Annotated in this window: 14 protein-coding genes; 3 read left to right on the plus strand and 11 right to left on the minus strand. The window is 67.8% G+C overall.

The window, feature by feature from the left end; all coding sequences use genetic code 11:
- Positions 1-2: 2 nt before the first annotated feature.
- From ftsH to tilS, 3 genes are all read right to left on the minus strand, one after another.
- Positions 3-1925 carry an ATP-dependent zinc metalloprotease FtsH gene (ftsH, locus tag ABD115_RS02190; RefSeq protein WP_382388818.1) on the minus strand — a complete coding sequence of 641 codons (1923 nt, stop codon included), beginning with the start codon at positions 1923-1925 and terminating at the stop codon, positions 3-5.
- A 194-nt stretch (positions 1926-2119) separates the two neighbouring features.
- Positions 2120-2677, minus strand: a complete 558-nt coding sequence (gene hpt / locus ABD115_RS02195) for a hypoxanthine phosphoribosyltransferase (protein ID WP_343957763.1) — start codon at positions 2675-2677, stop codon at positions 2120-2122.
- Positions 2678-2736: 59 nt separating this feature from the next.
- On the minus strand, positions 2737-3804 hold the full coding sequence (tilS, locus tag ABD115_RS02200) for a tRNA lysidine(34) synthetase TilS (RefSeq protein ID WP_382388804.1): 1068 nt from the start codon (positions 3802-3804) through the stop codon (positions 2737-2739).
- Between the two features lie 73 nt (positions 3805-3877).
- On the opposite strand from tilS, the gene ABD115_RS02205 reads away from it, so the two are divergent.
- Positions 3878-4372 carry an inorganic diphosphatase gene (locus tag ABD115_RS02205; protein ID WP_343957767.1) on the plus strand — a complete coding sequence of 165 codons (495 nt, stop codon included), beginning with the start codon at positions 3878-3880 and terminating at the stop codon, positions 4370-4372.
- Positions 4373-4383: 11 nt separating this feature from the next.
- Positions 4384-5106 (plus strand): glucosamine-6-phosphate deaminase, encoded by a 723-nt coding sequence (locus ABD115_RS02210; protein WP_343957769.1) that lies wholly within the window; start codon positions 4384-4386, stop codon positions 5104-5106.
- An 84-nt stretch (positions 5107-5190) separates the two neighbouring features.
- Here ABD115_RS02210 and ABD115_RS02215 read toward each other — a convergent pair whose 3' ends face one another.
- Both ABD115_RS02215 and ABD115_RS02220 read right to left on the minus strand, forming a co-directional pair.
- The gene (locus tag ABD115_RS02215) at positions 5191-5781 is read right to left on the minus strand and encodes a CueP family metal-binding protein (RefSeq protein ID WP_343957771.1); all 591 of its coding nucleotides are present in this window, start codon (positions 5779-5781) and stop codon (positions 5191-5193) included.
- Between the two features lie 197 nt (positions 5782-5978).
- On the minus strand, positions 5979-6185 hold the full coding sequence (locus ABD115_RS02220) for a cold-shock protein (protein WP_119284821.1): 207 nt from the start codon (positions 6183-6185) through the stop codon (positions 5979-5981).
- A gap of 334 nt (positions 6186-6519) precedes the next feature.
- Between ABD115_RS02220 and ABD115_RS02225 the strand changes: the two genes are divergently transcribed.
- Positions 6520-8283: a bifunctional 3'-5' exonuclease/DNA polymerase gene (locus tag ABD115_RS02225; RefSeq protein WP_343957773.1), complete on the plus strand. Its 1764-nt coding sequence runs from the start codon at positions 6520-6522 to the stop codon at positions 8281-8283.
- On the opposite strand, the gene ABD115_RS02230 is transcribed toward ABD115_RS02225, so the two are convergent.
- From ABD115_RS02230 to ABD115_RS02255, 6 genes are all read right to left on the minus strand, one after another.
- Positions 8280-8789, minus strand: a complete 510-nt coding sequence (locus ABD115_RS02230) for a signal peptidase I (RefSeq protein ID WP_343957775.1) — start codon at positions 8787-8789, stop codon at positions 8280-8282. The genes ABD115_RS02225 and ABD115_RS02230 overlap by 4 nt on opposite strands.
- Before the next feature lie 82 nt (positions 8790-8871).
- Positions 8872-10572 carry an RCC1 domain-containing protein gene (locus ABD115_RS02235; protein WP_343957777.1) on the minus strand — a complete coding sequence of 567 codons (1701 nt, stop codon included), beginning with the start codon at positions 10570-10572 and terminating at the stop codon, positions 8872-8874.
- Entirely contained in the window at positions 10569-11264 is a 696-nt protein-coding gene (locus tag ABD115_RS02240) for a hypothetical protein (RefSeq protein ID WP_343957779.1), read from the minus strand. Before ABD115_RS02240 ends, ABD115_RS02235 begins: the two co-directional genes overlap by 4 nt.
- A complete protein-coding gene (locus tag ABD115_RS02245; RefSeq protein WP_343957781.1) occupies positions 11257-11883 on the minus strand; it encodes a hypothetical protein in 627 nt (208 codons plus the stop codon). The genes ABD115_RS02240 and ABD115_RS02245 overlap by 8 nt, the downstream gene beginning before the upstream one ends.
- A complete protein-coding gene (locus ABD115_RS02250; protein WP_343957783.1) occupies positions 11880-12524 on the minus strand; it encodes a hypothetical protein in 645 nt (214 codons plus the stop codon). Before ABD115_RS02250 ends, ABD115_RS02245 begins: the two co-directional genes overlap by 4 nt.
- Positions 12521-13159 (minus strand): hypothetical protein, encoded by a 639-nt coding sequence (locus tag ABD115_RS02255; RefSeq protein WP_343957785.1) that lies wholly within the window; start codon positions 13157-13159, stop codon positions 12521-12523. Before ABD115_RS02255 ends, ABD115_RS02250 begins: the two co-directional genes overlap by 4 nt.
- Between the last annotated feature and the right edge of the window lie 70 nt (positions 13160-13229).

A 13229-nucleotide genomic window follows, 5' to 3' on the forward strand; every position in this document is an offset into this window, starting at 1 on the left:
CGCTACTCCGTCGGGGTGTCTGGTGCCTGCGCAGAGCTCTCGCCCTGGGCTACTTTGTCGGCGGTCGGCCCATCCGTGCGCACTGCTGCCGGCACCTCGATCGGCGGTCGGTCAGAAACCGGCCGATCGCCGTGCGACAGCCAGGTCGCACGCGGCTTGAGCTTCTTCACGTCGCGGAAGATCTCGGCGAGCTGAATGTGGTCGAGCGTCTCTTTTTCGAGCAGCTCCCCGGCAAGCCGGTCGAGCACGTCTCGGTTGGCTACGAGCAGCTCGTACGCCTCGTTGTGCGCCTGCTCAATCAGGGCGCGCACCTCGGCGTCGATCTGCACGGCAAGCCCCTCGGAGTAGTCGCGCGACTGCCCGAAGTCGCCCATGAAGGCGCCGGGCTGCGCCTGGCCGAGCTTCACGGGGCCGACCGCCGTCGTCATGCCGTACTCGGTGACCATCTTGCGCGCGGTGGAGGTCGCCTTCTCGATATCGTTACCAGCGCCCGTCGTCGGGTCGTGGAACACGATCTCCTCTGCGACACGGCCGCCGAGCGCGTACGCGAGCTGGTCTTGCAGCTCGTTGCGCGTGACCGAGTACTTGTCTTCGAGCGGAATCACCATCGTGTAGCCGAGGGCGCGCCCGCGCGGCAGGATCGTGACCTTCGTCACCGGATCGGTGTGGTTCAGCGAGGCGGCAACGAGCGCGTGACCGCCCTCGTGGTAGGCGGTGATGAGCTTCTCTTGGTCTTTCATCACGCGGGTGCGGCGCTGCGGGCCTGCAATCACGCGATCAATCGCCTCGTCGAGCGCGCGGTTATCGATGAGCTGCGCGTTCGATCGCGCGGTGAGCAGCGCCGCCTCGTTGAGCACGTTCGCCAGGTCGGCGCCAGAGAAGCCTGGAGTCTTGCGCGCGACGACCTCGAGGTCGACGTTCTTCGAAAGCGGCTTGCCCTTCGCGTGCACCTGCAGAATCATCAAGCGGCCGCGCATATCTGGCGCGTCGACGCCCACCTGGCGGTCGAAGCGGCCCGGGCGCAGCAGCGCCGGGTCGAGCATGTCGGGGCGGTTGGTCGCCGCGATCATGATGACGTTCGCCTTTGGGTCGAAGCCATCCATCTCCACGAGCAGCTGGTTCAGCGTCTGCTCGCGCTCGTCGTGGCCACCGCCCATGCCCTGCCCGCGCCGCTGGCCAACGGCGTCGATCTCGTCGATGAAGATGATCGCCGGGGCGTTCGCCTTCGCCTCTTTAAAGAGGTCGCGCACGCGGCTGGCGCCGACGCCAACGAACATCTCGACGAAGTCGGAGCCCGAAATGGAGTAGAACGGCACGCCTGCCTCGCCCGCGACTGCCCGCGCGAGCAGGGTCTTGCCCGTGCCGGGAGGGCCGTACAGCAGCACGCCCTTCGGAATGCGCGCGCCGACTGCCTGGAAGCGTGACGCGTCTTGCAGAAAGTCCTTGATCTCTTCGAGCTCTTCGACGGCCTCGTCGGCCCCCGCAACGTCTGCGAACGTGACGACCGGCGTCTCCTTCGAGACGAGCTTCGCCTTCGACTTGCCGAACTGCATGACGCCTCGGCCGCCGCCCTGCATCGACGACAGCATCCACCACAGCAGCACGCCAATGAGCAAGAGCGGCAGCATGAACCCGAGCAGCGACCAGAACGGGTTGGGCTTCGGCACGAGGTCGTTGAACCCGCCCTTCGGCTTCGCCTCGTCGATCGCGCTGACGATCTCGCCGCCTCGCTGATTCACGTAGTAGAAGAAGACGGTGTCGCTGCCTGCCTTCTTGTCAGCCTTCGTGAGCTCGAGGTTCACGCGCTGGTCGCCGTCGATAATCTCGGCCTTCTTCACCTTGCCCTCGGCGATGAGCTCGAGGCCGCGCTCGGTGGTCACCTCGCGGGTGTTCGCCCCTGACAGGAACGACCAGCCCAGCATCACAAAGATGATCGCGATGGCAACGTACACGAAGGGTCCGCGCAGAAAGCGCCGACCCTTCTTCGGGGTCTCGGACGTTTTATCAGCCAAGTCTGGGCCTTTCAATTGGCAGGATGCAGCGAGTTAAGCGTAGCCGAGGCCTCTGACACTTCTCCCCGCTCACGGCGCTTGTCCGCTCAGGGCGGACCGAGCGCACGCTAGGAGCCTGAGTATACGTGCGGTGCGAGAATCGCGACGTCGCGGAGGTTGCGATAGTTTTCGGCGTAGTCGAGGCCGTACCCGACAACGAACTCGACGGGAATGTCGAAGCCAACATAGGCGACGTCGACATCGACCTTCAGGGCCTCCGGCTTGCGCAGCATCGTGCAGATGCGCACCGACTTTGCGCCGCGGCTCTCGAGGTTTTCTTTCAGCCAGGCGAGCGTCAGCCCGGAGTCGATGATGTCTTCAACAATGAGCACATCGCGGCCGGTGATGTCTGCGTCGAGATCTTTGAGAATCTTGACGACACCGCTCGACTTCGTGCTCGCACCGTACGACGAGACCGCCATCCAGTCCATCTGCGCGTGGAAGTTCAGCTCGCGCGCAAGATCAGCCATCACCATTACGGCGCCCTTGAGCACGCCGACGAGGAGCGGGGGCTCGGCAGGGTAGTCGCGCTCGATTTCGCGAGCGAGCTCTGCGAGGCGCACCCGCAGCTCCTCCTCCGTGTGCAGCACTACGGTCAGATCATCGCCAAGGTGTTTCGCGTCCATGCGTCCATCGTAGTGCGCTGTCGATGAGTGGTGGATCAGCTTTCCAAGCGCTTGGCTCTTCAGCCGCGGGGTGAGGTGAGCTGGGGCGCGAGCGTGAGGGCTTCGCGCGTGCGCGTTGCGCGGATGCCCGGCACAAAAGCCGGCCCCCTTCCCCGCCAGTCGGTGACCAGTCGCGCGAGCGCGAGCGTGTGCTGCCTACTGAGGTTCGCCCCGAAGTGCTCCGCGGCGATGCGGTGAATAACCCGCTGGCGAATCGCAGCGGGAACCGCGGTCAGTGCCCCGATGCTCTCCGGGCCGAGCACGACCACGCCGCCAGGCTGCTCGGCACTACCGAGTTCGCGTAGCACCCGATCCGCCCACTCATCGAGCGCGAGAGCATCCTCGCGCGCGAGATCCGCGCTGCGCGCAAGCCCCGCCCGCACCCCCTCGCCAAGCTGCTCGACGAGCAGCGGCAACACCGTCTCGCGCACGCGCACGCGCGCGTATCCCGGGTCTTGGTTGTGCGGGTCTTGCCACGGCTCGAGGCCGAGCTCGACACAGGCCGCGACCGTCGTCGCCCGCGTGATATCGAGCGCCGGGTCAAGCAGCGGTCGCAGCAGTCGCGTCGATTCGGTCAGCGCACGCGCCACGGGAATACCGGCGATGCTGCGCGTGCCAGAACCGCGCGCGAGCCCGAGCAGCACCTGTTCGGCCTGATCATCGCGAGTGTGGGCGGTGAGCACAGCCGCGGCCCCGTGCGCGCTCGCGACACTCGCGAATGCGTCGTACCTTGCGGCGCGCGCTGCGGCCTCGGGGCCGCCGTCTGCCCGCACGCTCACGCGCCGCACGACGACCGGGTCGAGGCCAAACGATTCGGCCTGACCGGCGGCGCGCTGTGCGACGTCGGCGGAGTGTGGTTGCAGGCCGTGATCTACCACGAGCGCCCCCGCGAGCGCCCCGGCGGCCTCGGCCTCGGCCGAAAGCGCAGCCGCGAGCGCGAGGGAATCTGCCCCGCCAGAGACCCCGACGAGCACGAGCGGATCTGCCTCGCCGCCTCCGACCACATCGGCGAGCGCCCGGCGCACCGCGCGCCTGACCTGCATGAATTGGGGATGCTCCACGCTTCTACGGTACCCCGGCCAACACATCGGGTAGCCTTAGCTTCGGCAATATTTCGCAACCAGGCCGACACCGCTCGACCGCAAGCATAAAGGAGCGCGCATGACCGCCGCATTCGACGCCGTCATCGAGATCCCTAAGGGAAGCCGCAACAAGTACGAGATCGACCACGAGACCGGTCGCGTCTACCTCGACCGCGTGCTCTACACCGGGTTCGTCTACCCCGCAGACTACGGCTTCTTTGAGGAGACCCTTGGGGAAGACAATGACCCGCTCGACGTGCTCGTGCTGCTCGACTACCCCGTGTTCCCCGGCGTCGGCATCAAGGTGCGCCCGGTTGGCGTGCTGAAGATGAGCGACGAGGCAGGCGGTGACGACAAGGTCATTGCGGTGCAGTACAAGGATCCGCGTTGGTCGCACATCCAAGACGTCGAAGACATTCCCGAGTACACGCGCAAGGAGATCGCGCACTTCTTCGAGCGCTACAAGGATCTCGAAGAGGGCAAGTGGGTCAAGGTTGACGCGTGGGGCTCAGCAGCCGACGCCGAGCAGCTCATCGTAGAGGCGCAGCAGCGCCTCGCAGCACAGGGCCACTAAGGTACGGCCCGGTGGAAGTACGCGTATTCGACGATGCAGACGCACTCGGCCGCTTCGCGGCCGAACAGGTCATTGAGGCAATCAAGACCAGCCCCGATGCGGTAATCGGTCTCGCGACCGGCTCCTCCCCGCTCCCGCTCTACGCCGCGTGGGCCGAGCTCGCTCGCGAGCAGAGCCTCGATCAGTCGCGCGTGCGGGGCTTTGCGCTCGACGAGTACGCAGGGATCGACCCCGAGCATCCGGAGAGCTACCACACGGTCATTACCAAAACGGTCGTGGAGCCCGTGGGCCTCTCCCCCGAGCTCGTGCTCGTGCCCGCCGCCGACGCCACGACCGAGGCGGCGGCGGAGTACGAGGCCGCGATTGTCGAGGCTGGCGGCGTCGACGTGCAGATTCTTGGCATCGGGCGCAACGGGCACCTCGGGTTCAACGAGCCGGGCTCGCCGCTCGATTCGCGCACCCGCAAGATCGAGCTCACCGCCGAAACCATCACCGACAACGCGCGCTTCTTCGCGTCTTCGGCCGACGTGCCGACGCACGCCATCACGCAGGGGCTCGGCACCATCATGGATGCCCGCAAGCTCGTGATCGTCGCCGTTGGCGAGGCAAAGGCAGCGGCGGTCGCCGCAGCCATCAACGGCCCCATCACCGAGGCCCTCCCCGCGAGCGTCGCGCAGCGCCACCCGAACGTGGTCTACGTGCTCGACAGGGCGGCAGCCTCGCAGCTACCGTAGTCACCCGTTGTGCATGATGGGAGTGGCCCGCGGCTGATAGGCCGCGGGCCACTCCCATCAGCGCTGCCCGGTGCGCGTTCGGCGCTAAGCGGCGAGCTGCATCGTCGTGAGACAGGTCGGGTCTTCGGCGCCAGTAGTGACGCGTTGCTCGGCTGCGCCCTGCTCACCGACGATGCGCACGTCGAACTCGCCGTCACGGGGCAGCCAGACGCCAACGAACCCGTTGTCGGCGGTGGCGGTGATTTCGTTCACGACAACATCACCGGTTTTGACGTCTGTGACAGTGAGCTCGATCGGGGTGCGCTGCAGCTCCCCGAGGCAGGTCGTGAGGCTATGGAACGCACAGGGGTGGGTCTGCTCGACGTAGGGCGCGATCGAGAGGTAGAAATCGGTGCCGGTCAGCGGGAGCGAAACATCGCCAGGCTGCAGCAGGAGCTCGCCCGGCTGCACCGACGCGATGAGATCGTCGGGGCTTGGCCTGTTCGCGACGGGAAGCGTGTCAAGCCCCTCGATAATCGCGGCAGGGTCGCTGGTATCAACTCCGAGGTCGGCGATGATCTCGAGGGCAGCAGCCGGCTCGGCTTCTGCGGCCGCCCCGCTGGGGCTTGCCGTGGCGCAACCCGTGAGGAGCAGAGCTGCAGCGAGCAGCGGGACCAGCGCGATACGTATACCCATACCGGGTACCCTGACAGAGTTAGCCGAGCGTTTCCTGTGGGTCGCAAATCACGGGGCTGCGCCGCCCGGGAGTGCGGGGCTGCGCTACCCGGGAGTGCGGGGCTGCGCTACCCGGGAGTGCGGGGCTGCGCCGCCCGGTGCCGGGTACACAAAGGGGCGCCGCCCGTTACCGGACGACACCCCCCATGTGAAGTCGCTTAAGACAGCTTGCGAATGTTCACGGCCTGCGGGCCGCGAGCGCCATCCTCAGTATCGAACTCGACCTGCTGGTTCTCTTCGAGGTCGCGACGGCCGGTGCCTTCAATCGCGCTGAAGTGCGCGAAGAGATCTGCCGAGCCGTCGTCGGGTGCGATGAACCCGTAGCCTTTTTCACTGTTGAACCACTTGACGGTGCCGGTTGCCATGAGAGCATTCCTTTGTGATGCGGAGCCGCCGAGGCGGCTCGTATTGGTCGCGCGGATGCGCGGAATTGAACTTATCAGCGGGACAGCCCGGGGAAACACACCAGCGGCTGTAAGACACTGAGGCGAAGCAATCGGAAAGAATGCGCCGATATGAGCAACCCTATCGCACTACCGCCTAAATCAACCCGGATGCAAATTTCGTGATGAATCCTTAACTTTTGTGCGGCCTCTGAGGCCGCTACCCCCTTACTAGACCTCGCCCCGAGGGGCGTCGTCACCGCTGTCGTCCCCGGATCTCCCCGTCAATGTCGGGCGCGGTCGCTAGCGTTAGAGTGTGCCAACCGAAACCCAGCCGTCTCCGCCGCACTGGTGCGTGCTCGGTCGCACCCCCGACGGGGTGTTCGCCGCCGCCCACGTGTCGGCGAGCGGTGAGCCAGGAGCCCCCGTTTCGATCGAGGAGGGCACACTCGCTGCGTTCGTCGCTCAGCACGAAGCAGACCACTCACCGCGTTGGGTGTGGTGGAGCACCGCGCAGGTGTACCCCGAGTTGCTCGCGGCCGGGGTGCGGGTGGCTCGCTGCCACGACCTCATGCTCTCCCACCAGATTCTGCGCAACTCCGAGCACGTGCGGGGGCGGCAACCACTGATCGCTGCCGCTCATTGGGCGGAGCCTGCAGCGCTGGCAGATACGCACGAGGTACCCGCGTCGCTGCCAGAGCCCGCGCTGTTCGACCTCGACCGCGCGCCAGCCGCGCGTGACCACAGGGACACGCTCGCCGAGGCCCTCGCCGAGTTCGGCAGGCAGCGGGCCGCGGTCGATTCATCGAGCGCGGCGGGCAGGCTGTCACTGTTGCTCGCGGCAGAGTCTGCTGGGGCGTTGATCGCTGCCGAGCTGTCGGCGGCCGGGCTGCCGTGGGATACCGCTGAGCACAACCGCATTCTCATCGAGACGCTCGGCCCCCGCCCGGCGTCGGCCGCCGAGAAGCCAGCGCGCATGCTCGCAATGGCCGCGCAGGTGCGGGAGGCCCTCGGCGATCCGCTGGCGTCGCTCGATTCCCCTCCCAAACTGCTTCGCGCGCTGCGCGCTGCGGGCATAGCCGTCGAGTCAACCTCGCAGTGGGAGCTCTACGAACACGAACACCCGGCGATCGCGCCCCTGCTGGCCTACAAGAAGCTCAGCCGGCTGCTCACGGCGAACGGGTGGGCATGGCTCGACGAGTGGGTGCGCGACGGGCGTTACCGGCCCGTGTACGTTCCGGGTGGCGTCGTCACCGGGCGCTGGGCGTCGAACGGCGGGGGTGCGCTGCAGCTGCCGCGCCTGCTCCGACGCGCGCTACGCGCCGACCCCGGTTGGGTGCTCGTGAGCGCAGATGTCTCGCAGCTCGAGCCCCGCGTGCTCGCCGCGATGTCGGGAGACAGGGCCATGGCAGCTGCTGGCCGCGGCAGCGATCTCTACGCCGGGCTCGTCGCGGGTGGCGTGGTCGACACCCGGGAGGAGGCAAAGTTCGCCATGCTCGGTGCAATGTACGGCGCCACCTCTGGCGACAGCGGTCGACTCGTACCGCAGCTGCGCCGCGGGTTCCCTGCGGCGATGCGGCTCGTCGACGATGCCGCTGCCGCGGGCGAGCGCGGGGGCACGGTGACCACCTGGCTCGGGCGCTCCTCGCCCCCACCAGACGCGGAGTGGAATAACGTGCAGGCCGCCGCGTCGCTTCCCGGGGCGTCGCGCCGCGACGAGGATGCCGCGCGCCGCAGCGCCCGCGAGCGCGGCCGCTTCACCCGCAATTTTGTTGTGCAGGGCACGGCCGCTGAGTGGGCCCTGGCGTGGCTGGCCGAGATACGGGGCAAACTCACCGACTTCGCTCCGGTGCCCGCCGCGCGCGAGGCGCCCGCGTCGGGCACCGTATTCGCTCGGGTACCGCACCTGGCCTTCTTTCTGCACGACGAGGTCATCGTGCACAGCCCAGCAGAACACGCCGATGCGGTCGCCCTCGTCGTCGAAGAGGCGGCAGCCACTGCCGGCAGGCGGTTGTTCGGCGGCGCCCCCGTCGACTTCAGGCTCGAGCTCAGCGTCGGCGAGCGCGCCGAGAAGCCTTAACCCGCTGCCCGAGCCGGCGATACCGCAGCTCGCGCGCGTGGGTTCACGAACACCGCGAGCGCAAACACGAGCACCACGATCGAGACGCCGACAAGGCCGAACGGTGTGCGCAGGCTCCCGGCGACGTACCCCAGGCCGGGAACCGTAGCGAGGTGTTTGCCGACCGTGGCAACGCGGTATTCGTCAGGGTCGTTTGTGAGGTTCGCATCACCCTTGAGGGTGAGCAGAATCGCACCGTTTTCGTCGGTGTCTGTCGCGACAACCCGGTGCGTGACAACGCCCGCGCCGGAGGTGCGCGGCACGGTGACGATGTCGCCGACGTCGACCTTCACCGCGGGCACCGCGCGCGCGAGCGCGAGCGCGCCGACCGGCATCTCGGGCTCCATCGAGCCTGAGACAACAACGTACGGCTTAATACCGAACACCAGCCCGGCGGCGAACAGGGCGATGCACACCACCCCGAGGGTGGCCCCGATCCACAACACCACCGACCGTATCCCAGCCATTACTCGCATGTGTCTTCCAATCTCGTTCGTCTCATCGCTGCGCGCCCCGACTCGCAGGTGCGCAGCCCATCTCGCAGGCGGCTCACTCGCCCCGCACCCGCATCGTGCCGGTCGTCGTCGCGGTGACGGGCACTCCCAGCGGGTGCTCGTCGGTCACCGAGCCATAGTCATAGATCTTGTAGCCGCGGTGCCCGCTGCTCGGCTGCTTGCAGTAGCGGAAGTCGGCGCCAGAAACCGTGCCGCCACCCCACGCCCAGAGTTCGCGGGTCTCGGTTTCGGCCCACGCGGCGCACTGTGTCGCGGCGACGCGCACGACCCGCTGGCCCTCAGGCAGGTTCTGCACGGGCATCGGCGTGTCGACCCGCCGGCCCGTCGCAGAGTCGCGCCCGAACTCGGCGCAGTCAGCCTCGACGAGTGCACCGTTCTGGGTTGGCTTGCCGACGGCTTGGCAGTAGTTGTTCTCGCCCCAGCCATACAACACGCCCTCGCGCGTCAGGCCGAACGATGCGCTCACCCCCGTCACGACGCGATCGAGCGAGTTCGTCGACCCGCCAAACGACACCGGGTGGGGCGCGTATGCGGGGGTCGCCGCGGTCACCGCGCGCCCGAGGAAGGGGTCGCCGTAGCTCGCAGTCGAGATCTTCCACGTGAAAAGCTCGCCCGTCTGCAACAGCAGTCGCCCGGCTCGCGCGCTAAACCCGTACTGGCGCACGGGGCATGCCGACTCGTCAACAACTCCGGCAGGTTTCACCGTTGAGCACTCGGCGAGCGTGCGGGGGCGCATGTGCTCGACGATCTCGAGGTAGCGCGCGTGCCGCGCCGCCTCGGTCGTGAGCGTCGCCTCGTCATACACCTCGCCAGCCGCGGTCTGGTAGAGCTCGGGGTAGCGCTGAAACAGCACCCTGTTGGGGCCCTCGTGGAGCGCTGGGCAGCGGGCATTCACCTGTGTGGCGGTCAGCCCGTTCGACGTGTCGTGACCCCACGTATAGATCAGCCCATTTGTCGCGACCGCGCCGCTCGAGTTGTTGCCGCCCCAGAGCGAGTGCCAGCGCACGACACCAGCGTTTGATGTCGCACACGTGCCAGTTGACGGTGCGGCGACGGTGGTGTTCGCGAGCGCCGGGTAGGCGCGATTGCCCGAGGTCGGCACGGGGAGGTTCTCACCGTCGTACCCCCACGCCCACAGGTTCCCCTCACCGTCGATCGCGTAGAACTGATTCTCGGAGCGACTGATCTGCATGATCGCCGGCATGGGGCCGCCGCCTTCGACCTGCGTGACCCGGCGGGCCGCGCGGCTCTGCGCGTCAGACTGCGGGCCGTGCCCGGTGATTCCGCCGCCGCCGTAGGGCCTCCCCCACGTCCACACTCCGCCGTTGCTGTCGAGCGCCATATAGCTATTGGTGCTGGTCCAGTCGGTGTGAAAGTCATTGGTGGATCCGATCGCGTCGATGATCGTGACGCCCTCACCAAAGTTCACCCTCGTCGGCTCAGCCGTGGGCGCCTGCGTGCCCCCGTTGCCGTCCCCGTTTCTGCGGTCGCCCGCGACGTACAGGTCGCCGGTACGCGTGAGGAACAGCGACGAGTTCGCCGACTGATCGTAGTCGACCGGCGGCACGCTGAGCGGGGATTCTGTGCGCAGTTGCGCGGTGCCGTACGTGCTGTCGACGAAGCCCGCCGCCGTCGCGTCGGCGGTGAGCAGCGCGGCGAGGCTCAGCATCGCCCCGCCGGCCAGCAGGAGTTTCGGCAGGCGCGGGTTGCCGCGCGCGAAGCGTGTGGCGTTCATACGATTGACCTCCCGGTCATAGTCAGTGTTGAGGTGAGCGACCCCGAGCTGTGCGCGCGCAGCTCGGGGCTGTCGAGCAGGTGCAGGTAGACGGTGACGATGGCCCTGCTGCCCACTGGGCCATCCCAGGCATCGCCGAGCTCGAGCGGAGCCGATCCGCGCCGCTCGAGCGGAGATGCGAGCCCGATTGCGGCCTCAGCGAGAGTCACCGTGCTCTCGCCGGGGGCATCAGGGTTGCCCGCGAGCACCGTCACGTCTTCGCCGCGTTGCTCGGTTATCGTCACCCGCACGTGTTCGGCGAGCGCCGCGTCGTCGGCGCTCGCCGCAATCCCGATGACGAGTTCGGCGGCGAGCGCGGGGCTGTTGTTCACAGCGTCGAAGCTCAGCTGCGCGGTCGTGCCCGGCACCCAGGCAGTGCCCGGGGAGAACTCGAGGGTGAGCGGATCGCCGCCGAGCGCGACCACGTCGCCGCTATCGGAGAGCATGCCGAGCTCAAAGCTTGCGGAGTATTCCGCGTGCAGCGTCGCTTGGTCACGGAAGCCGGCGGCGCCGTTAGCCGCGGCCCCGGCGAGGGTCACGGCCACCACGCCGGCGAGTGCCAGTGTCGCGAGGCCGGCGGTGCGGCGCAGCGAGCTCGGCGCGGCGCGAAAGTGTCGTGGCCCGCCTGCGCGGCGAGCGGGGCGGTTACGCACGGGGCTCCTCCGTTCGGTTGCGGCGACGCACGGTGAGCACGATGCCTCCTGACAGCAAGGCGAGCGCGACGCAGGCAAGCGCGAGCGGAGCCACTGAGCCCGTTGCCGAAAGACCTGGCCCCGGAGGCACGCCCGGCAGCTGCGCACTGTCACCCGTCGCAATGAAGTCGACGCGAATGCTCGCGGTGCTCCCGCGGTAGTCGTCGCCTGCGGCGAACGGCAGCGTGACCGCCGCACGCAGCCGCACCGTCTCGCCGGCAGCAAGGTCGGGCAGATCGAACGACTCTCCGACCAATGCGCTCGCGGCGCCCTCTGCGAGGAGCGCACCAGCGGCGTCTTCGATGGTCAACCTGAGCGGCGCGTCTCCGGCGGTCGCGGTGCCAGAGACCTCGGCAATCTCGATACTGAGGCCGACCGTGCCGCCGCTCGTGTTTTCCGCTGCCATCGTCCACTCAGTGGAGTGCCCTGGGGCCGGTGTGTCGAACGCCACGGCCGTGTTGCTCGGTTCGAGAAGCCCGGCCGCGTGCGCGCCCGATGCTTGGCCAGCGAACGGGAGCACGGCAGTGACCACGACGATGAGCGCCGCGCGCAGTGCACCGTGCCGTTGCTTCGTGGTCATCGCCATTCCCCTTCCAACACAATCGTGTCTCCGCCGACGGTCTCGGCGATGATCTGCAGCCCCACCGTGATGGGCACCGCCCAGTGCCCGTCAGGGGCATCTCCTCTCAGCCAGACGCTCGTGTCGAGCCTGAGCTCGGTGTTCGGGGCGAGTCGCTCTGCGACGACTATGCCGCCAGGGTGGTCATCAAACCACGGCCCCGCTATCGGAGTGCCGTCGCCGACGATCTCGCCGTTGGCGCGCACTCCGAACAACAGCGATGGGTAGGGGGTCGCCTCGTCGTCTGTGAGGTCGACTATGCGCACTCTCACGTCGACGAGAGTCTCTCCCAGCGAATAGACCGTCGCCGGGAAGGTGACCGACTCCTGAGCGGGCCAGCCCGTTGGAATCTCGTCGAGTGCCAGGATTGGGGAGCTGGCTGCCCCCTCGGTGAGCAGCCTCGCATCATCAACCGTGGCGTGCTGATCTGCCCCGTCTGCCGACTGGGCGATATCGATGCTGCCTGACACCGCGCCGGTGCCCTGAAACTCGTTCGTGAACCCCGCCTGCGTCACGCTGACGCCGAGGGCCGCACACCCGATGGCGAGCATCCCACCGAGCGCGAGCAGGCCGCGCAGGGCGCCACTTCTGCTGTCGGTCATAGGGAGCTCCCGTCAAATCTGATTCCGACGCCGGTGCCTGCGCCGTTGTAGTCGTTGGTGACGCTCTCGGGTAGCAGGATTGTGAGCGTGAGCAGACGCGCCTCGGTCGGCGCGAGCCCTGCTTGCCAAGCGCCGCTGAGCGCTTCGGCGCCGCTTCCCGAGACGATCACGTGCTCGCCGTCAGACAGCGTGAAGTGCAGCGCATCGAACAGTTCGAGCCTGCTCCCAGTCGTCGGGTCGCTCTCGGCCCCGAGCGGATCGGGGTCAAACAGCTCAACCGTGAGCGTGCTGGCGAGGGTTGGGCTTGCGTTTCGCACGCCGAGCAGAAAGGTCTCGACCCTGCCAGGCGGGAGCGGCACACCGCTCCCGTCGGGGGTTGCCTCGATCGTGAGGGTGTTCGGGCGACCCTCGTGCCACTGGGCCCGCTCCAGCGTCCAGGAGTCGTCGTACGAGCCGTCGACCTGAATATTGAAGTCGTGCTCCGCGCCGGGGGTGAAGACCGCGTCGAAGGAGTGCCGCTCAACCACGGTTGCCGCCGTGAGGAGCGCCGCCGTGCCGACAAGCAGCCCGAGGGTGGCCCACGCCCGGCGCGGCACGCGCTGCTGCTGGGCGGCCATTGTAGGCTGCTCGTTCATCGCTGGCCTCCCCTTCTTCGCTGCCCATGGGAGCGGGCGGCGCGCATGGCGCCACCCGCTGAAACCCGAA

Source organism: Leucobacter albus, from assembly GCF_039528015.1.
Lineage (GTDB): Bacteria > Actinomycetota > Actinomycetes > Actinomycetales > Microbacteriaceae > Leucobacter > Leucobacter albus.